The organism is Burkholderia pulmonis (genome assembly GCF_984667975.1).
Genome location: NZ_OZ480187.1, coordinates 1,466,310 through 1,487,480 on the forward strand (window position 1 = coordinate 1,466,310; position 21,171 = coordinate 1,487,480).

A 21,171-nucleotide genomic window follows, 5' to 3' on the forward strand; every position below is an offset into this window, starting at 1 on the left:
GGCGCTCCCATTTCCCCCGCGCGCGGCGGGCCGCCGCGCGTTCTCCCAAGCAAGGAGTCAATCCACATGTCCGCACGCCCCTACAAGATCGAAGCCCAGCCGCTCGCGCAGCGCTATGCGCGCGGCTGGCACTGCCTCGGGCTCGCCCGCGACTACAAGGACGGCAAGCCGCACACGCTGAACGCCTTCGGCCGCAAGCTCGCCGCCTTCGCCGATTCGACCGGCAAGGTCAACATCGTCGACGCATACTGCCCGCACATGGGCGCCGACCTGAGCCTCGGCACGGTCGAAGGCGACAACCTCGTGTGTCCGTTCCACGGCTGGGCATGGAGCGGCGAAGGGCAGTGCGCATCGATTCCGTACTGCAAGCGGATTCCGCCGAAGGCGCGCATCGGCGCGTGGCCGACCTGCGAGGAAAACAACCTGCTGTTCGTGTGGAACGACCCGGAAGGCAATGCGCCGCCGGCCGAGGTCGCGATTCCGCGCCTCGACGTGTGCTTCTCCGACGAATGGTCGGACTGGGTCGTCGACAAGATGGTGATCCAGGCGAACTGCCGGGAGCTGGTCGACAACATCTCGGACGTCGCGCACTTCGCGACCGTGCACCGCGCGCCGATCGACTATTTCGCGAACCTGTTCGAGGACCACAAGGCGACGCAGCTGATGGTCGGCCGCAGCGAGAAGCTCGGCGGCGACGCCCTGACCGCGCTGTCGACCTATTTCGGGCCGGCCGTGCACATCACGCAGATGACGGGGCAGAGCAACGGGCAGCCGATCCACTCGGTGCTGCTGAACTGCCATGTGCCGATCGACATGAACAGCTTCGAGCTGCGTTACGGCGTGATCGTGAAGAAGGTGGCCGGCCTGACCGACGAGCAGAACATGGAGATCGCGAACGCGTACGTGAAGGAGGCGCAGCGCGCGTTCTACGAGGACGTCGACATCTGGCACAGCAAGACGCGGATCGACAACCCGCTGTTGTGCGAAGGCGACGGCCCGCTGTACCAGATGCGCGACTGGTATTCGCAGTTCTACCTGGACGCGGCCGACGTGCGGCCGACGAGCGTTTCGCGCAAGGCGTTCGAGATGCGGATTCGCGAAGGCGCCGCGCCGCCGGCGCTGCATCACGTGTTCGAGGCGCAGTAAAAACGGGCTCGCCGGCCGAAAAAGAGGGGCGCATCGAAATGGCCCCGATCGGCCGGCAACACCCGCCGCACAAGGCGTCCGCGGCGTCTGCCCTTGTGCGTCGCACCAAAATGACTTGACGAAGCGGCCGTTCCCGCGTAGTGTCCGAGACCGAAGTCGTCAAGAAGTTCGATTGCTCATCATTAGCCGTACGTTGTGCGGCAGTCGTTGGTCTCTCCCTCTTTGATTCTTTCTGCGTCCGTCGCGGGCGCATGTTCAATTATTTGTATTAAGGAAGTATTTGTGGATACCGGTACCGTCAAGTGGTTCAACGAAACCAAGGGCTTTGGTTTCATTTCCCCGGACAACGGCGGCGACGATCTGTTCGCCCATTTCTCGGAAATTCGCGGCACGGGTTTCAAGACCCTGGCCGAAGGCCAGAAGGTCAGCTTCGAAGTGAAGCGCGGCCCGAAGGGTCTGCAAGCGTCGAACATCACGCCGCAGTAAGCCGCATCGGCAGCGGTCGCCAGTCGGCGGCCGATGCCGGATGGAGTATCGCGCCGGGCGCCGCATGACGGCGGCCAGCGCGTTCCGATGCGCACGACCGATGCATCGCGTCATTCACGATGCATCGGTCGTGACGCCTCCCTCACCGCATGCGTGACCCGCATGCGACGCAACGCCCTTGTGAAGCGCACGCTGCTTCACGAGCGCATCACCGCTTCAACGCATCAACCCGAGCAGACCGCCGCCATGTCGTAGCCGGCGCGGTCCCGACTTGCGCGGCGCTCGTTACGCCGCCGCCACCGACCGCCCGAACGCCGCAACGCGCCGGGCTCCGATCGCAAGACAGGCCCGTGGCCCGTCTGAACGAACCGATCCCCGGCAGCCTGCCGGCGGCCTTCCCGCTGCGGGATACGGCGCCGGGCAGATCGCCGCGGCCGCGGTCAATCACCTTGTCTGGAGGAATTGGATTTGGCAAAAGAAGAACTGCTGGAACTCGACGGGATCGTCGACGAAGTGCTGCCGGACAGCAAATACCGTGTGACGCTGGAAAACGGCGTCGTGGTGGGCGCGTACGCGTCGGGCCGCATGCGCAAGAACCACATCCGCATTCTCGCGGGTGACCGGGTGACGCTGGAACTGTCGATGTACGACCTGACCAAGGGCCGCATCAACTTCCGTCACAAGGACGCGAATTCCCCGCGTCCGCCGCGAAGCGGCCAGCCGCGTCGTTAAGCGGCGCGATCGGTGCGCGCAGTCGCGCGCCGATCGAAACCCGTCCGGCCGCTCGGCCGGACGAACCGGATGAACGGCACGTGTCGCGCCGTTCATCGGTCGCCGGCGGCGCCATCGCACCGCGGCGGCCAGTTCCGCCTTCACCGGCCGCCCTGCGTGTGCAACGCTCAGGCAGCCGCGTCCCGCAGGAAATCCTCGATCATCATCGCGAAATACGGCGGACATTCCTGCATCGGGTAATGCCCGCAATTCGGTATCGTCACGAGCCGCGCGTTCGGGTGCCATGCGAGAAACGTCGCCTGCATCGCCGCCGTGTCGAGCCCCGGATCCTTGTCGCCGACCATCACCAGAAAGCGCGTGTCGAGCCCGCGGACCTCATCGACGAAGTCCGTGCCGGTCAGCATGTCGAGATACGCGAGCCGGCAACCGGGCGCCACGCGCGTGCGGTTCTGCCGCAGTTTCAGGTCGGCCCAGCGCGCCGACAATCCCCCCGTCACGAACCGCACGAGCCGGCGAAATGCATCGTCGTCGACGGTCGTGCTCGCGAAGAACGCGCGGGCGTCGTCGGGCAGGCGGTTGCCGGCCGCCGACACCGGGCATACGGCGATCGCGCTCTTGATGCGCGACGGCACGTCGGCGGCCAGGCGTTGCGTCGCCATGCCGGTCATCGAATGGCCGATTACGTGAAAGCGCTGCCAGCCGAGACGATCCGCGAGCGCGACGCAATCGGCCGAGATCTCGTCGATCGTGTACGTACCGCTCAGGTGAATGGATGCGCCGTAGCCGCGCAGGTCGACGAACACGTACGTGAACGCCGTTTCGTCGAGATACGGCAGCAGCGCCGCGTAGTTCGTATGGTCGCCGAGCCAGTCGTGCAGCACCATCACGCATTCGGGGCCGGCGCCGTGCCGCAGGTAGCCGAGGCCGGCGGGGTGGCCGTTCGGGCGGGAGGCGAGGGTGTCGATACGGGTCATTTCAAGTCGTTTCCTTTTGGTAGGGGAACCAAAACGAAACGCCCTCCCGGCGGACCGGGAGGGCGTCTTGAAAGTGCATCCATCCTATCGGGCCGATCGGCGAAAGTCAACGCTCGGAGCGCCATCCCGCCCGATACCTCGATGCGCTGCGCATTGACCCAACGGTTGTCGTCCGACGGCAGCGACGCGATCATCGGCCCGATGTCGCCGGGCTCGCCCACGCGGCCGAGCGCGGTCCATTCCGCGACGCGTCGGTTGATCTCCGGATTGTCGCGCACCATCGCGCCGCTGAAATCGGTGGCCACCGCGCCTGGTGCGACGACGTTCACCGCGATGCCGCGCGGGCCGAGTTCCTTAGCCAGACAGCGCGTCAGCACCTCGACCGCGTCCTTCATCGGCCCGTAGGCCGCGCTGCCGGGCACCGCGACGCGCGTGAGGCCCGACGACACGTTCACGATGCGGCCGCCGTCGCGAATCAGCGGCAGCAGCGTCTGCGTGAGGAAGCACACGCCGTTGAAGTGCACGCGATAGGGCGCGTCGAGGTCGGCTTCGGTCATGCACAGCGCGTCGTCGCGGCGATCCATGCGCTACGCGGCCAGGTTGCCGAGGCCATCCGCGTCGAGGAACTCGCGGCCGTCGCGCAGATGAGCCCGTCGGCGTTTCACCGGCAATTCAAGGCGCTGACGTCGATGACGCCGCTGCAGTACCAGAAGCAGTTGCGGCTGCTCGAGGCGCGGCACCTGATGGTGGCGGGCGCGGCGAACGCGGAGACGGCCGCGTATCGCGTCGGCTACGAAAACGCGTCGCGGTTCAGCCGCGAATACGCGAGGATGTTCGGCGCGCCGCCGCGCCGCGATATCGCCGCGCTGAAAACCACGCCGGCCGACGGCTGAACGGACAGGCGGCGACGCGGTTTGCATGACGCTTTACGCGCGGGCCGGCGCGGCCGTACACTCGTCGGCAATTCGCGGCCCGCCCCGCAAGGCTTTCAATCCCTTCAGTCGCTTTCAGCGGGCCGACGATCGTGCCAGCCGGACATTCGTCGCGCGACGCCAGGAGGCGCCATGAGTGCAGACGCAGCCCCCGCATCCCCGTCCGTTCAGGACCGCATCCAGCACGTGTTCGTGCTGATGCTCGAGAACCGTTCCTTCGATCACCTGTTTGCGCTGTCGGGCATCGCCGACATCGTCGCCGCGTCGCCGGGCAACAGCAACGCGTACGGCGGCGCGGTCTATCCGTTCGGCGGCGGCGCGCCCGATCGGATGCCGACCGATCCGTGCCACGAATTTGCCGACGTGCTCGAACAGCTGTGCGGCGCGGGCGTGCCGTTCGTGAAAGGGCAGCCATATCCGCCGGTCGTCAATGCGGGGTTCGTGTCGAACTACGCGACATCGCACTCCGAAGGCACGCCGCCGCAGCCCGCAGACGCGGGCAGGGTCATGCAGGGTGTCGACGTCGCGACGCAGGCGCCGTCGCTGTACGCGCTTGCGAATGCGTTCGTGCTGTGCGATGCGTGGCATGCGTCGATGCCGGGGCCGACCTGGCCGAACCGCTTCTTCCTGCACGGCGCGTCGTCGGCCGGGCTCGACCATTCGCCGACCAAGGAAGAAATGTGCGGATGGGATGCGTTCGACGGCTTTCCCTATCCGAAGGGTTCGATCTTCGGCACGCTCGGCGACGACAACTGGCGCATCTACCAGGACCAGACGGGCGACCCGCTCGGCCATGTGCCGCAGGTCGCGTCGCTGAAGGGCGTCAGCTTCTTCGACGTCGACGATTTCGCGCATTTCGAAGCCGATCTCGCGGCGGGCTACACGGCGCGCTACACGTTCATCGAGCCCGGTTACGGCGACATCGTGCACGGCACCTACCAGAACGGCAGCTCGCAGCACCCGATGGACGGGCTGGCCGGCGGCGACCAGCTCGCCGCGCGCGTGTACGACGCGATCCGCAATTCGCCGGTGTGGAACAGCAGCCTGCTCGTGATCGTCTACGACGAGCATGGCGGTTTCTACGATTCGGTTCCGCCGGGTGCCGCGCCGCCGCCGAACGACGGCGCGGCCGCGACGCTGAACGCGAGCGGCTTCGGCTTCGACGTGTACGGCGTGCGCGTGCCGGCGATCGTGATCTCGCCGTGGGTCGCGGCCGGGCAGGTCGACCACACGCCGTACGATCATGCGTCGGTGGCCGCGACGCTCGAACGGCTGTTCGGCCTCGCGCCGCTGACCGATCGCGATCGCCTTGCCAACGACCTGCTGGCGCTCGTGACGACGACGTGCCGGACGGATTGCCCGCAAAGGATCGGAACATGAGTACGACCCCTGACCCGCGCGATGCGCTGCCCGTGCGCGACGGCACGAGCCTGATCGCATATTTGCACATCCTGAAGAAAGCGCACGCGGCACTGGTCGGCCCGGACAAGGCCCATCAGCGCTTCAGCGAGATCGTCACGCGCGGGCAGGCGCGGCAGTACATCGAGGAACTGATGCCGGCGCTGCTGCAGAAGCGCGCCGAGCACCGCGCGCGCAAGCACGGCGGGAAGCATCGCTGACGGGTTGTGCTGCCGTGTGTGTGGCAGGCACGTGACGTGTCATGCCGCCCGCTGCGCGCTGATTATCGATACCACGGCGCCCGTCAACTGAACCGCCGCACCGGCGAACATCGCCGCGCGCAAGCCGTTTGCGCCGCCATGCGCGGCCGCGAACAACGTGCCGAGCACCGCGATCCCGAGCGTCGCGCCGGTCATCCGCGCGACGTTGACGAGCGCGCTCGCGGTGCCCGAGCGCGCGGCCTCGACCGAACCGACCGCGACGGTCATCAACGGGCCCGTCGCGATCCCCATCCCGAGGCCCGTCAATGCAAGGCCGGTTTCCGCGCCGAGCAGGCCCGGCGCACCGGCCGCCGCGCCGATCACGGCAAGCCCGCACGCGATGATCGCGACGCCGCCGGCCGTCGTTACGCGTGTGCCGATGCGCTCGGACAGCGCCCCCGACCACGGCGACACGACGACGAACACGAGCGCCATCGGCAGCAGCGCGAGGCCCGCGCCGGTCGAATCGAGACGGCCGGTGCTCTGCCACGTCAGCGGCAGCAGGAACAGCACGCCGTACATGCCGAACGTCATGCCGGTGGTCGCGGCGATCGCGCCGCGAAACGCGCTGATCCGGAAGATGTCGAGCGGCACCAGCGCGGCTGCTCCGTGGCGACGCTCGATCGCCATGAACGCGACGAACGACGCGACTGCAACGCAACAGGCAAGCGCGCACGCGGCCGGCGAATCGCGGAACACGATCGCCGCATACGCGAGCGCGCCGAGCGCGAGTGCACCGGTGACTTGTGCCGCACCGTCGACATGCCGGCCGTGCGGATCGGATGACTCGGGGACGGCCGGAACCGCGAGCAGCATCGCGGCGATGCTCAGCGGCACGACGACGAAGAAGATGCTGCGCCAGCCGAAGTGCCGGATCAGCACGCCGCCGAGCGTCGGGCCGATTGCCATCGCGACGCCGTTGCACGCGGCCCAGATGCCGAGTGCGCGGCCGCGCTCGACCGGATCGCGCCACACGACGCGCACGATCGCGAGCGATGCCGGCAGCAGCAGCGCCGCGCCGACGCCGGCCAGTGCGCGTGCGCCGATCAGTACCGACACCGACGGCGCGAGCGCGCATGCCAGCGACGCGACCGTGAACAGCGCCGTGCCGGCGATGAAGATGCGCCGCCGGCCGTGCAGGTCGGCGAGCAGCCCGCCGGTCAGCAGCAGTACCGCGTACGTGAGGTTGTAGCTGTCGACGACCCATTGCAATGCGCCGACGCCCGCATGGAAATAGTCGCCGATCGCGCGTGTCGCGAGATTCACGACGGCCGTGTCGACCTGCGCGACGAGCACGGCGAGGCAGAGGGTCAGGAGGGTGAGGCCGCGCCGTCCGGCGGCGCGCTCGGCCGGTGTGGAGAGTTCTCCGGTGTGGGCCACGGGCGATGCTCCTCGGATGTCGGACTATCGAGCTTATGCGCCGTCAACTGACAGCGTGGTGTCAGCAGGCTGAGCGTAACGGGTGCGCAAGCGCGGGGCGCAAGCACCATGCCCAGGATCACATCGAAAAACGCGGCGGGTGTCCGGTCATGCGTTGCGGCCGGTTTGCCGCACGAACCGTATGCAACGTGCGCATCGGCTGTCGTGCCGGCGCGCCGGGGTCGCGGTTCAAAGGGAAAATCTGCGGGTCCACCGGACGCAGGAAGTGCGGCGGTGTCTGGGATGACAGTGACGCGGCGGGCATGCCACGCATGCGTTAGATGCGTCCGGAACCGGGATGACGAAGCGGATGCGATCCCCGGTTCCGGACGGTAGACATGACGCCGCGATCAGAATTTCGCGCGGATACCGGCACCGAACGTGTTGCCGTTCGACAGGCCGCTGATGCGGTCGTTCATGTACGCCGTGTAGACGTCCGTGCGCTTGGACAGCGGATAGTCGTACCCGACCGCCCAGGTCTGGCGCGTCTGGTCGAGGCCGCCCGCATCGCGCGAATACGCGTACGACGCCATCGCGCTGCCCGCGCCGAGCGGCACCGACACGCCGCCTTGCGCGGTGTTCACGTGCCAGCTGCCCGCGACCTGGTCGTTCTTCGTATACATGTACTGGCCGAACAGCTTCACGACCTTCAGATCATAGGTCGCGCCGACCAGCGCGATACCCTGGCTCTTCATCCCGGCGACCAGTGCGTTCAGGTCCTGCGGGCCGTTGTTGAAGTTCACGTACTGATACGTGGCGGTTGCCGCGAACGGGCCGTTTGCATAGTTGAACTGCGCGCTCCATTTCTTCGAACCGTTGTCCCCGGCCTGGTTGCCGAGCGCGTACATCGCGCCGAAGTTCAGGCCACCGAACGAAGGCGAAGAATACGACACGGCGTTGTTCCAGCCCGAATCGCCGACGGCGCCCTGGTCGCTCGGGTAGGTCGGATACGTGCCGAGGCCGAGGAACACGTGATACACCATCGGCGAGAAGGTGTACGAATCGTAGAACGGGTTGAACAGGATCGTCGACAGGAACAGGTGCGTCGTCAGTCGGCCCGCCGTCACCGTGCCGTACGGCGAGCTGATGCCGACGTACGCATTGCGCGCGAAGAACGTGTCGCCCTGGAAGCGGCCGTACTGGCCGTTCTGCGCGCGGAAGAAGCTTTCCAGCGTGAAGATCGCCTTGTAGCCGCCGCCGAGATCCTCTGCGCCATGCATCCCCCAGTACGACGTCGACATCCCGCCACCGCCCACGTTCCATGCACGGTCGCTGCCGGGGAACTTGGTTGCACCGACCCATTCGTCGACCTGACCGTAGAGCGACACGCTCGACTGCGCATGGGCGGGCACGGCGGCCGCCACGCAGGCGGCCGCGGCGATCAGTGTGACGGACGTGCGCGATGCACGGCGGGCGAATGACTTCATGAGGTCTCCTGTATTGATTGATGACGGGCTGACTGATTTCGAGTAATGCATTGCCCGAGGCTAAGAGCGGGAATCCGATTGTGTGTGGTGCGAGGCGGGATCGAGGTTGAATGACCCGTGTGATTCAGCCGCATCGGAATTGCGTCATGAGAAAGAGGTTGAATCGTAAATTTGTTGTTTCCGATGAGCCATTGGACGAAGGGCATCATGCGTATACGCGAAGCCGTATAAGTCAGGGATATGTGCCGGGATGCATGTCGATATCGGCGTATACGCTCATACAGGGCCATTTATGCGATGGATTTCTTGCGCAGCCGATATTGGCGAAGAATTACCATTTTCCGGATCGGCCGCCTACTTGCAATACCGGGAAGACACGGGTGAAGCGGGCCGGCCGTGTTTTCCGGGTGCCTGACAGGCGGATTGCCATTGTTGCAACATGGTCCGGTTGGACGACGCGCGATGCGCCATTTCGGTGCAGCCTTGCACGGGTACTGATGATGGCAGCCACAGCGTGGCCGGCCAGCGCGGTCCCGAACGGCCGGCCGTTGGCACGGCACACGCTGCGCGAGTCGCAGCAGGACATCGCGGATACAACAAGTCCGGTAATGCGAATACCGGTTTTTCTTTGACGCAGGAGCCAGTGATGAATAAGCAAGGATTGGTTGATGCCGTGGTTTTTTCGACCGGGTTGAACCGGGTCGCGGCCACTGAAGCAGTGGACACGGTAATCAATACGATCGTCGGCGCGGTAGCCGCCGGCGGGGCCGTTCAACTGGTCGGTTTCGGATCGTTCCGGCAAGGGAAGCGAGCGGCCCGCATCGGCAGAAATCCGTCGACGGGAGAGGAGATCCGCATCGCGGCGGTGAAGACCGTCAAGTTCACCGCGGGCACGGCATTCAAGAGTGCGGTGAATACGGTAAAGAAGTAAGCCGCGGCGGCGAGGCGGTGGCCGTACCGGCGATCCACATCGAAAGGCACGGTTCACGCGACAAGCCGTCCGACGCAACAACCATCCCTCCAAAAAAAGACGGGGCATGCGCCCCGTCCCGTCCGACCGGCGATGCGGTCAAGCGATTACGCTGCCACCTCCCGCGCCCGTACCATCGTCAGCGCCGCATCCTCGATCATGTCCTCCTGGCCGCCGACGAGCCGCTGCCGGCCCAGCTCGACGAGGATGTCGCGCGCCGGAATCCCGTACTTGGCCTCCGCCCGCTTCGCGAACAGCAGGAACGACGAGTAGACGCCCGCATAGCCGAGCGTCAACGCATCGCGGTCGAGGCGGATCGGCGCATCCATGATCGGCACGACGAGATCCTCGGCGACGTCCGAGATCGCGAACACGTCGACACCCGTTTCGATTCCCATCCGGTCGCACACCGCGACGAACACTTCCATCGGCGTGTTGCCCGCGCCGGCGCCGAGGCCGGCCGCAGCCGCGTCGATCCGGTTCGCACCGGCGGCAACCGCTGCAACCGAGTTCGCGACGCCCATCGCGAGATTGTGGTGGCCGTGGAAGCCGAGTTCCGTTTCCGGCTTCAGCGCGTCGCGCACCTGGCCGATTCGCGCGGTCACGTCGTCGGGCAGCATGTGGCCGGCCGAATCGGTGATGTAGATGCAGTTCGCGCCGTACGATTCCATCAGCTTCGCCTGCACGACGAGCTGCTCCGGCGGCGACATGTGCGCCATCATCAGGAAGCCGACCGTGTCGAGCCCGAGCGTGCGCGCGAGGCCGATATGCTGCTCCGACACGTCGGCCTCGGTGCAGTGCGTCGCGACGCGGATCGTGCCGACGCCGAGCTCGTGCGCCATGCGCAGGTGCTCGACGGTGCCGATGCCTGGCAGCAGCAGCGCGGACACCTTCGCCTGCTTCAACTCCGGAATCACGGCGCTCAGGTACGCCTCGTCGGTATGTGCGGGGAACCCGTAGTTGACCGAAGCGCCGCCGAGGCCGTCGCCGTGCGTGACCTCGATCAGCGGCACGCCGGCCGCGTCGAGCCCGCGCGCGATGTTGCGCATCTGGTCGAGCGTGATCTGGTGGCGCTTCGGGTGCATCCCGTCGCGCAGCGACATGTCGTGGACGGTGATCTTCTTGCCTGCAAGTGACATCGTGTGACTCCTCGACTCAAGCGGTAGCGGCCGTCGCGGCCAGCATCTGTTCGGCGAAACGCTCGGCCGTGGCGGCCGCGGCGGCGGTCATGATGTCGAGGTTGCCCGCGTACTTCGGCAGGTAGTCGCCCAGCCCTTCGACTTCCATGAACACCGACACGCGATTGCCGTCGAACACCGGGCCGTTCTTCAGCGTATAGCCGGGCACGTAGCGTTGTACTTCCTTGACCATCGCGTGCACGGACGCGGTGATTGCGTCGACGTCGGGCGGCCCGTCGGTCAGGCAGTGGATCGTGTCGCGCATGATCAGCGGCGGCTCGGCCGGGTTGATCACGATGATCGCCTTGCCCTTGCGTGCGCCGCCGACCTGCTCGATCGCGCCGGACGTCGTGCGCGTGAATTCGTCGATGTTCTTGCGCGTGCCGGGGCCGACCGAGCGCGACGACACGGTCGCGACGATCTCGCCGTACGCGACCGGCTGCACGCGCGACACCGCGTACACCATCGGGATCGTCGCCTGGCCGCCGCACGTCACCATGTTCACGTTCATCTGCGCGCTGTCGAGATGCGCGTCGAGGTTGACCGGCGGTACGCAGTACGGGCCGATCGCGGCGGGCGTCAGGTCGATCATCTTCACGCCGAGCGCGGTGAGCTTGTCGGAGTTGTCGCGGTGCACGTACGCCGACGTCGCGTCGAACGCAATGCGGATGTCGTCGTCGGCCACGTGCGGCAGCAGCCCGTCGACGCCCTGGTCGGTGGTCTTCAGGCCGAACTCGCGCGCGCGGGCGAGGCCGTCGGACGCCGGATCGATGCCGACCATCCACACCGGCTCGAGCACCGTCGAGCGGCGCAGCTTGATCAGCAGGTCGGTACCGATGTTGCCGGGCCCGATCAGTGCGCATTTGATTTTCTTCATCAGGATTCTTCCTTTAGATAAAGCGGACGTCGCAGCCGCCGATGCCCGAGATGTGCATCGACAGCGTGTCGCCGGCCATGACCGGAATCAGTTTCGCGAGCGAGCCGGACAGCACGATCTCGCCGGCCAGCAGCGGCACGTCGTACGCGGCGAGCGTGTTCGCGAGCCATGCCACCGCATCGGCGGGGTGACCGAGCGCCGCGTCGCCGCGTCCTTGCGCGACGGGCTCGCCGTTCTTGTCGATCGTCATCTCGCATGCGGCGAGATCGAGCGTGCGCGGATCGACGCGCGCGTCGCCGAGCACGTACACGCCGCACGACGCGTTGTCGGCGACGGTGTCCTCGATGCGGATCGCCCAGTCGCGGATGCGCGAATCGACGATCTCGAAGCAGGGCGCGACGGCGGCCGTCGCGGCGATCACGTCGGTGCGGTCGATGCCGGGGCCGCGCAGGTCGTGCGCGAGGATGAACGCGATTTCGCCTTCGGCACGCGGCGCGATCAGCGAATCGGCGGCAATCGCCTCGCCGGCCGCGTAGTGCATGCCGGACAGCAGGATGCCGAAATCGGGCTGGCGCACGTTCAGCATGTCCTGCACGGCCTGGCTCGTCACGCCGATCTTCTTGCCGACGACCGCTTCGCCGTGTTCGACGCGACGCTCGATGAAGCGCTGCTGGATGCGGTAGGCGTCGTCGAGCGACAGCCGGCGCGGACGGTTCGACAGCGGCGCGACCGGGGCGCGCGCGTGCCACGCGGCGTACAGCTCGTCGCCGAGCGTCGTATGCAGGCGGGAAGACATGAAAGGGCCCTCGAATGGAAAAGGCCGCCGTCGCGGGCGGCGTCGTGCGCCGGAGCGCGGGCTCCGGCGCGGGGTACGCGGGCGTGCCGCGTCGGTCGATACGTCAGTTACCCGAACTGCGGATCGCATCCGGCGAGAAATACGCCTCGTTGAACTGCGGGCTGTTGTCGAGCTTCGGCATCGGGCCTTCGTTCGTCAGACGGTCGGCCATGTACGCGCCGGAGATCAGGTCGTGGTAGAACACGACGCCCGGGTAGAACACCTTCGCGTCATACGCGTACAGCGTCGTCGCGACGTTGGTGCGCCACAGCTGGCCGCGCGCATCGTAGTTGTCGGTGAGCAGCGTCATCCACGAATCCTCGTCGATGTACAGCACGCGCTTCGCGTACTGGTGACGGTAGTTGCTCTTCAGCGTCGCCTGCAGCACCCACACGCGGTGCAGTTCGTAGCGGATGTACGACGGGTTCTCGTGGCCCTTGGTCAGCAGGTCGGCGTACTTCACCGAGCTGTCCATCGCCTTGTAGTTGTCGTACGGCACGTAGACCTCGCGCTTGCCGACGATCTTCCAGTCGTAGCGGTCTCCGGGGCCGTTGTACAGGCGGTCGTCGTCGACGGTGCGGAAGCCGCCCGGGCCTTGCGGCTGGTCGTAGCCGTATTCGGGCGCCTGGCGCACGCGCCGCGTGCCGGGGTTGTACATCCACGTGCGCGACGAGTTGTCCGCGCCGGCCTTGTCCCAGTTCGTGAAGCCGACGATCAACGAGCCGCGGTCGGACAGCGGCAGTTCCGTCGCGTTGCGGTAGTACGTGCGGTTGTTCAGGTCGCTCTTCACGTCGAACTTGCCGGAGTTGCGCGGCGAGTAGATGTCGTAGCGCACCTTGCCCCACGCGATGTTGCCGTCCGAGTACACGACGGCCTGGTCGTAGGTCGCCTGCTCGGCACCGATCGCCGACGAGAAGCGCTGGTTCCACAGCAGTTCGGCGGCCGTTTTCGGGATCGGGTACGGCACCGTCGGCGGCGCGTTCGTGAGGCCGTTCGCATCGGACGTCATCGTCGAATCGGGCGCGTACGAGCGGATGTCCTTGTACACCGAATCCGCGTAGCGGAAGTCGCGATGGCTCGGGTACACGTTGATCTTGAACGTGGCCGGATAGCGCTTGAACATCGCCTTCTGGCCGTCGGTCAGGTGCTCGGCATACTGCGCCATGTTCTCCGCGGTGATCGTCGCGATCGGTTTCTCGTTCGCGTACGGATCGGGGTAGCGGCTGCCGCGCTTGTACTGCACGTCGGGCGGCGTGCCGAGCCATTTGCCTGTCCACTCGGGCACGCTGCTGTCCTTGCTCGCGGCGCGCATCGCGCCCATCGGCGTCAGCGGGCCGTCGAGCGCCTTCAGGTCGTCCGGCGTGACCTTCGAAAACGACGCCGTCGCGACGACCGCGCACGCGGCCATCACCGACGCGCGAAGGAGGGGAAGATGAATGCGTTTCATATCAATCCTCGTTGCTGAATGACGAGCGGCCGGGCCGCTCAGAAGTGGTAGGTCGCCGTGGCCAGCACGTAGTCGCGATCCGCGAGCGGGCGCGTGACCGGGTTCGGCGAGCCGAGGAACTTCGCGTAGACGAGCGACAGCTGCAGGTTGCTCAGGCGCGTGAACGTCACGCCGGCCGTCACGCGGTGGTCGCCCTGGCCCGTCAGCGAGCCGAGCGCGCCGGCGAGCGGCGACGTGCCGGCCAGGTCGTGCGTGTAGGTCAGCGGCACGTCGAGATCCCAGCCGTTGAACACGTTCTTGTAGCTGAGCGTCCACGCGATCTCCATCGCGAGCGCGTTGCGCGAATTCGCCAGCGTGGTCGAGCCGTCGAGCTCGGAGAGACTGCCGGCATGCACGTACGTGAGTTCGCCGATCAGCGACTGCGAATTCGCGAGGAAGCTCGGCCCGATCGAGTAGATGCCGGACAGGTTGGTCTGCACCACGTTCGCGCGGGTCGACTGCGGGCCCGTCGGCGTATTGACGAGCACGGCCGCACCCTGGCGATACGACACTTCGCCCGCGACGTTCACGGGGCCGACCTGCGTCGAGAAGCTCGCGCCGGTCAGCTTGATGTTGCTGAAATAGGTCTGCTGGTACTGGAGCGTCGGGAAGTACGTCGTGACGACGCTCGGGTTCATGTCGTTGTAATGCAGGTAGTACAGGCCGATCTCGGTGTCGCCGAGCACGCGCAGGCGCGCACCGATCCCCCACTGGTTGCTGGCGCTCGGCTTCTCGTCCGGCCCGCGCGGAATGATCATCCCGCCCGGGCCGATGATGTACTGCGCGCCGGGGCCCGTGACGTCGGAGTAGCTCCAGTACGTGCCGGGCGCGGTCAGCCGGTTCTGCTGGAACGAGAACTGGTAGTAGCCGAGCAGGCTGAAGTTCGGCGTGATCTGCCACTGCGTCGAGATCTGCGGCACGGGCAGCAGGATGTCCTTCACCTCGGCGCCGGCCATGTACGACTTGGTTGCATCGGACGGCCCCTGCGCGCCCGCGATGTTCGGGAAGAACAGGCTTTCGCCCCAGGCGACGACCTGGTCGCCGACCTTCACGTTCAGGCTCGTCGGGCCGATGTGGAACGTGTTGTATGCGTACGCGGCGAGCAGCGTCGTGTGGCCGCCCGACCAGTAGCGCGCATCGCTCGTGAAGTTGTTGTACTGGCCCGACTGGTTCACGGTGCCCGGTGCATCGTTGTAGTTCGGGCGGTGATAGGCCTGGTCGTAGAACGTATCCGCGCGGACGAACACACCCCAGTCGTCGTGCTTCAGGTTCACTTCGCCGAGCAGGCTGACCTGGTTCTCGATCAGCTTGTTCTTCGCGAAGTTGCGGTCGCCGTCGTCGCCGTTGATGTTCGCCGGCGTCAGCAGATTGCCGCTCGGCGCGCGGGTGCGCATGCCGAGGCCGTAACTGAGCGTGAACGTGTAGTCCAGCGTCGTGTCGGCGCCAAGATCGATCGTGCTGCCGGCGTGCGCGCTGGGAACGGCGCACGTCAGCAGCGCGGCGGCCAGCGTCGACAGCGTGGCGGTGGCCCGCTTGTCGGTACGGCGCGAAATCCGTTGATGCATGGTGTCTCCTCTGGGGGTATCGACGACGGTCGACTGTGTGTGTTGTCGTGAGAGGCAGAGTAGGGAGATCGCGGTAGCAGGGAATCGTCAAAATGAACTAGATGACTTCCCTAGGACTGGCAACGAATCGTTGCGCGCCGCTTGCCTTGCGTGGTTCAGCGCGCGTCGGCCTGGGCTGCCGACAGGAACGCGGGGCGCTCGCCGCCGCCGTCGAGCCGCAGGTTCGCGCCCGACGTGTACGACGCGTGGGGCGACGCGAGGAACAGGCAGGCGGACGCAACGTCGTCGGGCGTCGCGAGTCGTCCGGCGGGAATCGTCGCGCGGATCGCATCGAGCGCGGCATCGTCGCCGTAGTGGCCTTCGGTGGCCGATTCCGTCTGCACGAGGCTCGGGCTGATCGCACAGACGCGCACGCGCGGCGCCCACTCGACCGCGAGCGACGTGACCGCATTGACGAGGCCCGCTTTCGCGGCGCCGTACGCGGCCGTGCCGGGCGACGGTCGCGATGCGCTGACGCTGCCGATGAACAGCATCACGCCGCCGTCGGGTTGCGGCTGCATGATCGCGTTCACGCGCTGCGCGAGCTGCAGCGGCGCGATCAGGTTCAGCCGCACGATCGACTCGGTGAAGCGCGGCGATGCATCGGCCGCGAGTACGAACGGCGAGCCGCCCGCGTTGTTGACGAGCACGTCGAGGCCGCCGGCCGTGTCGCGGATCGTGTCGAGCATCGCGTCGACCTGCTCGATGTCGCGCAGGTCGGCCGCGACGAACGCCGCCATGCGGCCGCCGGCCGAAGGCGGCGTGTCGGGTGCGCTGCGCCCGCAGACGAACACGCGTGCGCCTGCCGCGAGAAACCCCTCGGCGACGCGCCGCCCGATGCCCTTGGTGCCGCCTGTCACGAGCACCGTCTTGCCGCTGTAGTCGAATCCGTTCATCGTTGCCTCCGTTTCGGTGGGCCGATGATAGGAAGAAGCGCGCGCGGCTTCGTAGTCTGAAAGGATGATGCCGGCCGGCGCTGGCGGCGCAATCATCGTGGCAGGCATCCATCGAACGACGAAGGAGACAACCCGCGATGACGATCCCCATGACGCCGCCGGCCGGCATCTTCACCGACGTACCGGGCGGCATGCGCCTGCACCATTTCGAGGCGGGCGAGGGCCGGCCGGTCGTGTTCATCCACGGCAGCGGCCCGGGCGCCAGCGGTTTCAGCAACTTCAAGCACAACTATCCGGCGTTCGTTGCGGCCGGTTATCGCGCGATCGTCGTCGACCTGCCCGGCTACGGGCAGTCGTCGAAGCCGTCCGACGTCGCCTACACGCTCGATTTCTTCGTCGGCGCGCTGCATGCGCAGCTGGCCGCGCTCGGGATCGGGCCGGCCGTGCTGCTCGGCAACTCGCTGGGCGGGGCGATCGCGCTGAAATACGCGCTGGACTATCCGGACGAAGTGGACGGGCTGATCATGATGGCGCCGGGCGGCGTCGAGGATCGCGACACCTATTTCCGGATGGAAGGGATCCAGCGGATGGTGAAGCTGTTCACCAATCGCCAGATGAATGACGACACGATGCGCGAACTGCTGACGCTGCTCGTGCACGATCCCGCGATCGTCACCGATGCGCTCGTCGCCGAGCGGATGAAGGTGTGCGTCGAGCAGCCGACCGAAGTGCTGTCGACGATGAGCGTGCCGAACCTGACCGGTGCGCTCGGCGACCTGCGCTGCCCGATACTCGGCTTCTGGGGCACGGACGATCGCTTCAACCCGGTCGGCGGCGCGCTGACCTTCCTCGAACGCTGCCGCGATGCGCGTTTCGTGCTGATGAACCGGTGCGGCCACTGGGTGATGGTGGAACACGCCGATTATTTCAATCGGGAATGCCTCGATTTCCTGGCGACGCGGAATACGCGATAACGCCGGATACCCCTCAAGGCCGCCGCGCAGGCGAGCGGCCGCCTGAATACACGGAGACAACATGAAACTCATCGAAGAACTGTTCGACCTGCGCGGCAAGGTAGCCGCGATCACCGGCGGCGCGCGCGGCATCGGCGCGGAGACGGCGCGCACGCTGGCCGCTGCCGGCGCGAGCGTGGCCATTCTCGACGTGCTGTCGCAACCGGCCGAGGCGCTGGTCGAGGAGATTCGCGCGCAGGGCGGCCAGGCCGCATTCTGGTCGCTCGACGTGACGCACGAGGCCGACGTGGCGCGTGTGTTCGGCGAGATCGTCGCGCGTTTCGGTCGCCTCGACGTGCTGGTGAACAACGCCGGCATCGAAGGGCACAACGTGCCGACGCACGAGCTCACGCTCGCGCAGTGGCAGCGCGTGCAGGACGTGAACGTCAACGGCGTGTTCCTGTGTACGCGTGCGGCGATTCCGCATATCGATGCAGCCGGCGGCGGGTCGATCGTGAACCTGTCGTCGATGTACGGGATCGTCGGCGGCCCCGACGTGCCCGCGTATCACGCGTCGAAGGCCGCGGTGCGGATGATGGCGAAGGTCGACGCCATGCTGTATGCGGCGAAGAACATCCGCGCGAACTCGGTGCATCCCGGCTACATCCGCACGCCGATGCTCGAGGATGCGTTCCGCCAGATGGGTCAGGACCCCGATCGTGCGTTCGAGTACATGCAGACGAACGTGCCGATGGCGAAGATCGGCAGCCCGCGCGACATCGCGGCCGGCATCCTGTATCTCGTGTCGCCGGCGGGCCGCTACGTGACGGGTGCGGAGCTCGTGATCGACGGCGGGTATACCGCGCGCTGATACGGTGCGGTCGCGCAACGGAACAGGAGACAGGCAGTTGAAAGTGCTCGTGGCAGTGAAGCGCGTGGTCGACGCGAACGTGAAGGTCGGCGTGAAATCCGACCGGACGGGCGTCGACATCGCGAACGTGAAGATGTCGATGAACCCGTTCGACGAAATCGCGGTGGAAGAAGCCGTGCGGTTGAAGGAAGCCGGGGTCGTGACCGAGGTGGTCGCGGTGTCGGTCGGTGTCGCGCAGGCGCAGGAAACGCTGCGCACGGCGCTGGCGATCGGCGCGGATCGCGCGATCCTCGTCGAATCGGGTGAAGGCGTCGAGCCGCTCGGTGTCGCGAAGGTGCTGAAGGCGCTGGTCGACAAGGAGCTGCCGCAACTGGTGATCCTCGGCAAGCAGGCGATCGACGACGATTCGAACCAGACGGGCCAGATGCTGGCCGCGCTGGCTGGCCTGCCGCAGGCGACGTTTGCATCGAAGGTGGTGATCGCCGACGGTCGCGCGACGGTTGCACGCGAAGTCGATGGCGGCGCGGAAACGCTGTCGCTTCAGTTGCCCGCAGTCGTGACGACCGACCTGCGCCTGAACGAGCCGCGTTATGTGACGCTTCCGAACATCATGAAGGCGAAGAAGAAGCCGCTGGAAATCGTGAAGCCCGGCGATCTTGGCGTGGATGTGGCACCGCGTTTGACGGTGCTCGAGGTGAACGAGCCGCCGAAGCGCGCGGCCGGTGCGAAGGTACCGGACGTGCAGACGCTGGTCGCGAAGCTGAAGACCGAAGCCAGGGTGCTGTAACAGGGAGCGCAACGAAATGACGATTCTGGTAATTGCGGAACACGACAACGCATCGATCAACGCCGCGACATTGAATGCGGTGGCGGCAGCGCAGGCACTCAAGGCAGCGGGCGGCGGTGACGTTCATCTGCTGGTCGCGGGCTACAACGCGCAAGCGGCGGCCGATGCGGCAGCGAAGATCGCGGGTGTGTCGAAGGTGCTGCTGGCCGACGCGCCGCAGTTGGCCGACGGTCTGGCCGAGAACGTCGAAGCGACGGCGCTGAACATCGCGAAGGACTACTCGCATATCGTCGCGCCGGCAACGGCCTACGGCAAGAACATCGCCCCGCGCATTGCCGCGAAGCTCGACGTCGCGCAGATCTCCGAGATCACGGCGGTGGTATCGGCCGATACGTTCGAACGTCCGATCTATGCGGGCAACGCGATCGCGAAGGTGCGGTCGAGCGACCCGATCAAGGTCATCACGGTGCGTGCGACGGGTTTCGATGCGGTTGCAGCGGAAGGCAGCAATGCGTCGGTCGAGAAGATCGACGCGGCGGCAGATGCGGGCACGTCACGGTTCGTGAGCCGCGAAGTGACGAAGCTGGACCGTCCGGAACTCACCAGCGCGAAGATCATCGTGTCGGGCGGTCGCGGCCTCGGCAGCGGCGAGAACTATACGAAGGTGCTCGAGCCGCTGGCGGACAAGCTGCAGGCCGCACTCGGCGCATCGCGCGCGGCAGTCGATGCCGGCTACGTGCCGAATGACTACCAGGTCGGCCAGACCGGCAAGATCGTCGCGCCGCAGCTGTACGTCGCGGTCGGTATCTCGGGTGCGATCCAGCATCTGGCCGGCATGAGGGATTCGAAGGTGATCGTCGCGATCAACAAGGATCCGGAAGCGCCGATTTTCAGCGTGGCCGACTACGGCGTGGTGGGCGACCTGTTCACGCTCGTGCCGGAAGCGGTCGCGGCGCTCTGACGATGCCGCTGTTCGAATTCAACGGGATGCGGCCGCGCGTCGATCCGTCCGCGTATGTCGATCCGAGCGCGGTCGTGATCGGCGACGTGACGATCGGCGCACGCTGCTACATCGGCCCGCATGCGAGCTTGCGCGGCGACTTCGGCGCGATCGTCGTCGAGGACGGCAGCAACGTGCAGGACGGCTGCGTGCTGCATGTCGGGATCGGCGAGACCTGCGGGCTCGGCGTGAACAGCCACGTCGGCCACGGGGCGATCGTGCATGGCGCGACGCTCGAACCGGACACGATGATCGGGATGAATGCGGTCGTGATGGACGGCGCGACGATCGGCGCGACGACGATCGTCGCTGCATGCGCGTTCGTCAAGGCCGGCTACGCGGTGCCGCGCGGCGTGCTGCTCGCGGGGATGCCAGGGCGCGTCGTGCGACGGCTGAGCGACGCGGAGATCGAAGCGAAGGCGAACGGCACGCGGATTTACCAGCAACTGGCGGCGGACTGCCTGCGGACGATCCGGCCGGTCGACGGGTGAGCGGGGCGGCGTTGCGGCCGCCCGTCGTTCATGCGATGTCGTGCCTGACCGCGCGAAAGCCGTCTTCGGTGGGTGCAAAGCTGGACAATCCGAGCGTCGACAGCGCGTGACGGAGCCGCGCGGAGAGTGGCGTGCCGTAAACGGCGAGAATCACATAGCCGCCGCCGCTCGCCGTGTCGTTGTGATGGTCGTCCAGCGTATCCAGGATTCCGGCACACCAGCTTTCGCGATCGTCGCCATGGCGCAGGAACGTGGTCACGCCGCCCTCGGCGGTTTGGCCGGGCTGCGCCCGGCGTGCATCCCGGATCTGCCTGACCACGGCATCGTTCGTGTCGCTCGTCACGATCCATGTATGACGCACGCGCGCAGCGATGTCGCGAATCCGTCCGCCGCTGTCGGGATCGACGATCAGTGCGATCGTGTTTTGCTGCGTCATTCGCATTCCTCGT

Annotated in this window: 22 protein-coding genes and 1 pseudogene; 12 read left to right on the top strand and 11 right to left on the bottom strand. The window is 66.6% G+C overall.

Going from position 1 to position 21,171, the window contains the following annotated elements:
- The first annotated feature begins 66 nt into the window (after positions 1 to 66).
- The 3 genes from AC5LXK_RS23305 to infA all read left to right on the top strand — a co-directional run bounded on the left by AC5LXK_RS23305 (position 67) and on the right by infA (position 2,364).
- Complete coding sequence (locus AC5LXK_RS23305) at positions 67 to 1,146, top strand: 3-ketosteroid-9-alpha-monooxygenase, oxygenase component (protein WP_493393835.1); 1,080 nt, start codon at positions 67 to 69, stop codon at positions 1,144 to 1,146.
- A gap of 282 nt (positions 1,147 to 1,428) precedes the next feature.
- Positions 1,429 to 1,632 (top strand): cold-shock protein, encoded by a 204-nt coding sequence (locus AC5LXK_RS23310; protein WP_006483056.1) that lies wholly within the window; start codon positions 1,429 to 1,431, stop codon positions 1,630 to 1,632.
- A 468-nt stretch (positions 1,633 to 2,100) separates the two neighbouring features.
- Positions 2,101 to 2,364 (top strand): translation initiation factor IF-1, encoded by a 264-nt coding sequence (infA, locus tag AC5LXK_RS23315; protein WP_027780754.1) that lies wholly within the window; start codon positions 2,101 to 2,103, stop codon positions 2,362 to 2,364.
- Between the two features lie 167 nt (positions 2,365 to 2,531).
- Here the strand turns inward: infA and AC5LXK_RS23320 are convergent, their stop codons facing one another.
- On the bottom strand, positions 2,532 to 3,338 hold the full coding sequence (locus AC5LXK_RS23320; RefSeq protein ID WP_493393836.1) for an alpha/beta fold hydrolase: 807 nt from the start codon (positions 3,336 to 3,338) through the stop codon (positions 2,532 to 2,534).
- Positions 3,339 to 3,454: 116 nt separating this feature from the next.
- Positions 3,455 to 3,892: pseudogene (locus AC5LXK_RS23325) on the bottom strand (SDR family oxidoreductase); the annotation flags it as partial.
- Positions 3,893 to 3,982: 90 nt separating this feature from the next.
- On the opposite strand from AC5LXK_RS23325, the gene AC5LXK_RS23330 reads away from it, so the two are divergent.
- The 3 genes from AC5LXK_RS23330 (at position 3,983) to AC5LXK_RS23340 (ending at position 5,889) form a co-directional block, all read left to right on the top strand.
- Positions 3,983 to 4,231, top strand: coding sequence for a helix-turn-helix domain-containing protein (locus tag AC5LXK_RS23330; RefSeq protein ID WP_493394039.1), 249 nt, complete (start codon positions 3,983 to 3,985; stop codon positions 4,229 to 4,231).
- A 171-nt stretch (positions 4,232 to 4,402) separates the two neighbouring features.
- Entirely contained in the window at positions 4,403 to 5,650 is a 1,248-nt protein-coding gene (locus AC5LXK_RS23335; RefSeq protein ID WP_493393837.1) for an alkaline phosphatase family protein, read from the top strand.
- Entirely contained in the window at positions 5,647 to 5,889 is a 243-nt protein-coding gene (locus AC5LXK_RS23340) for a hypothetical protein (RefSeq protein ID WP_493393838.1), read from the top strand. Before AC5LXK_RS23335 ends, AC5LXK_RS23340 begins: the two co-directional genes overlap by 4 nt.
- 39 nt (positions 5,890 to 5,928) lie before the next feature.
- On the opposite strand, the gene AC5LXK_RS23345 is transcribed toward AC5LXK_RS23340, so the two are convergent.
- Together AC5LXK_RS23345 and AC5LXK_RS23350 are read right to left on the bottom strand one after the other, a co-directional pair.
- Entirely contained in the window at positions 5,929 to 7,308 is a 1,380-nt protein-coding gene (locus AC5LXK_RS23345) for an MFS transporter (RefSeq protein ID WP_493393839.1), read from the bottom strand.
- A 389-nt stretch (positions 7,309 to 7,697) separates the two neighbouring features.
- The gene (locus AC5LXK_RS23350) at positions 7,698 to 8,774 is read right to left on the bottom strand and encodes a porin (protein ID WP_493393840.1); all 1,077 of its coding nucleotides are present in this window, start codon (positions 8,772 to 8,774) and stop codon (positions 7,698 to 7,700) included.
- 646 nt (positions 8,775 to 9,420) lie between these two features.
- Here AC5LXK_RS23350 and AC5LXK_RS23355 point away from each other — a divergent pair.
- Positions 9,421 to 9,705, top strand: coding sequence for an HU family DNA-binding protein (locus AC5LXK_RS23355; RefSeq protein ID WP_493393841.1), 285 nt, complete (start codon positions 9,421 to 9,423; stop codon positions 9,703 to 9,705).
- A gap of 146 nt (positions 9,706 to 9,851) precedes the next feature.
- On the opposite strand, the gene dmpG is transcribed toward AC5LXK_RS23355, so the two are convergent.
- The 6 genes from dmpG to AC5LXK_RS23385 all read right to left on the bottom strand — a co-directional run bounded on the left by dmpG (position 9,852) and on the right by AC5LXK_RS23385 (position 16,620).
- Positions 9,852 to 10,883, bottom strand: a complete 1,032-nt coding sequence (dmpG, locus tag AC5LXK_RS23360) for a 4-hydroxy-2-oxovalerate aldolase (protein WP_446901625.1) — start codon at positions 10,881 to 10,883, stop codon at positions 9,852 to 9,854.
- Positions 10,884 to 10,899: 16 nt separating this feature from the next.
- Entirely contained in the window at positions 10,900 to 11,799 is a 900-nt protein-coding gene (locus AC5LXK_RS23365; protein WP_493393842.1) for an acetaldehyde dehydrogenase (acetylating), read from the bottom strand.
- A 13-nt stretch (positions 11,800 to 11,812) separates the two neighbouring features.
- On the bottom strand, positions 11,813 to 12,595 hold the full coding sequence (gene dmpE, locus AC5LXK_RS23370) for a 2-oxopent-4-enoate hydratase (protein ID WP_493393843.1): 783 nt from the start codon (positions 12,593 to 12,595) through the stop codon (positions 11,813 to 11,815).
- A gap of 103 nt (positions 12,596 to 12,698) precedes the next feature.
- Positions 12,699 to 14,081 (bottom strand): DUF1329 domain-containing protein, encoded by a 1,383-nt coding sequence (locus AC5LXK_RS23375; RefSeq protein WP_493393844.1) that lies wholly within the window; start codon positions 14,079 to 14,081, stop codon positions 12,699 to 12,701.
- Positions 14,082 to 14,119: 38 nt separating this feature from the next.
- The gene (locus tag AC5LXK_RS23380; RefSeq protein WP_493393845.1) at positions 14,120 to 15,685 is read right to left on the bottom strand and encodes a DUF1302 domain-containing protein; all 1,566 of its coding nucleotides are present in this window, start codon (positions 15,683 to 15,685) and stop codon (positions 14,120 to 14,122) included.
- A gap of 155 nt (positions 15,686 to 15,840) precedes the next feature.
- The gene (locus AC5LXK_RS23385; RefSeq protein ID WP_493393846.1) at positions 15,841 to 16,620 is read right to left on the bottom strand and encodes an SDR family oxidoreductase; all 780 of its coding nucleotides are present in this window, start codon (positions 16,618 to 16,620) and stop codon (positions 15,841 to 15,843) included.
- A gap of 137 nt (positions 16,621 to 16,757) precedes the next feature.
- Between AC5LXK_RS23385 and AC5LXK_RS23390 the strand changes: the two genes are divergently transcribed.
- The 5 genes from AC5LXK_RS23390 (at position 16,758) to AC5LXK_RS23410 (ending at position 20,722) form a co-directional block, all read left to right on the top strand.
- Positions 16,758 to 17,594, top strand: coding sequence for an alpha/beta fold hydrolase (locus tag AC5LXK_RS23390; protein ID WP_493393847.1), 837 nt, complete (start codon positions 16,758 to 16,760; stop codon positions 17,592 to 17,594).
- Between the two features lie 61 nt (positions 17,595 to 17,655).
- Positions 17,656 to 18,444, top strand: coding sequence for an SDR family NAD(P)-dependent oxidoreductase (locus tag AC5LXK_RS23395; RefSeq protein ID WP_309289741.1), 789 nt, complete (start codon positions 17,656 to 17,658; stop codon positions 18,442 to 18,444).
- A gap of 37 nt (positions 18,445 to 18,481) precedes the next feature.
- Positions 18,482 to 19,231: an electron transfer flavoprotein subunit beta/FixA family protein gene (locus AC5LXK_RS23400; RefSeq protein ID WP_493393848.1), complete on the top strand. Its 750-nt coding sequence runs from the start codon at positions 18,482 to 18,484 to the stop codon at positions 19,229 to 19,231.
- A gap of 16 nt (positions 19,232 to 19,247) precedes the next feature.
- Complete coding sequence (locus AC5LXK_RS23405) at positions 19,248 to 20,192, top strand: electron transfer flavoprotein subunit alpha/FixB family protein (RefSeq protein ID WP_493393849.1); 945 nt, start codon at positions 19,248 to 19,250, stop codon at positions 20,190 to 20,192.
- A 2-nt stretch (positions 20,193 to 20,194) separates the two neighbouring features.
- Positions 20,195 to 20,722: an acyltransferase gene (locus AC5LXK_RS23410; protein WP_493393850.1), complete on the top strand. Its 528-nt coding sequence runs from the start codon at positions 20,195 to 20,197 to the stop codon at positions 20,720 to 20,722.
- A 28-nt stretch (positions 20,723 to 20,750) separates the two neighbouring features.
- Here AC5LXK_RS23410 and AC5LXK_RS23415 read toward each other — a convergent pair whose 3' ends face one another.
- Positions 20,751 to 21,164, bottom strand: coding sequence for a hypothetical protein (locus AC5LXK_RS23415; RefSeq protein ID WP_493393851.1), 414 nt, complete (start codon positions 21,162 to 21,164; stop codon positions 20,751 to 20,753).
- Positions 21,165 to 21,171: the final 7 nt, after the last annotated feature.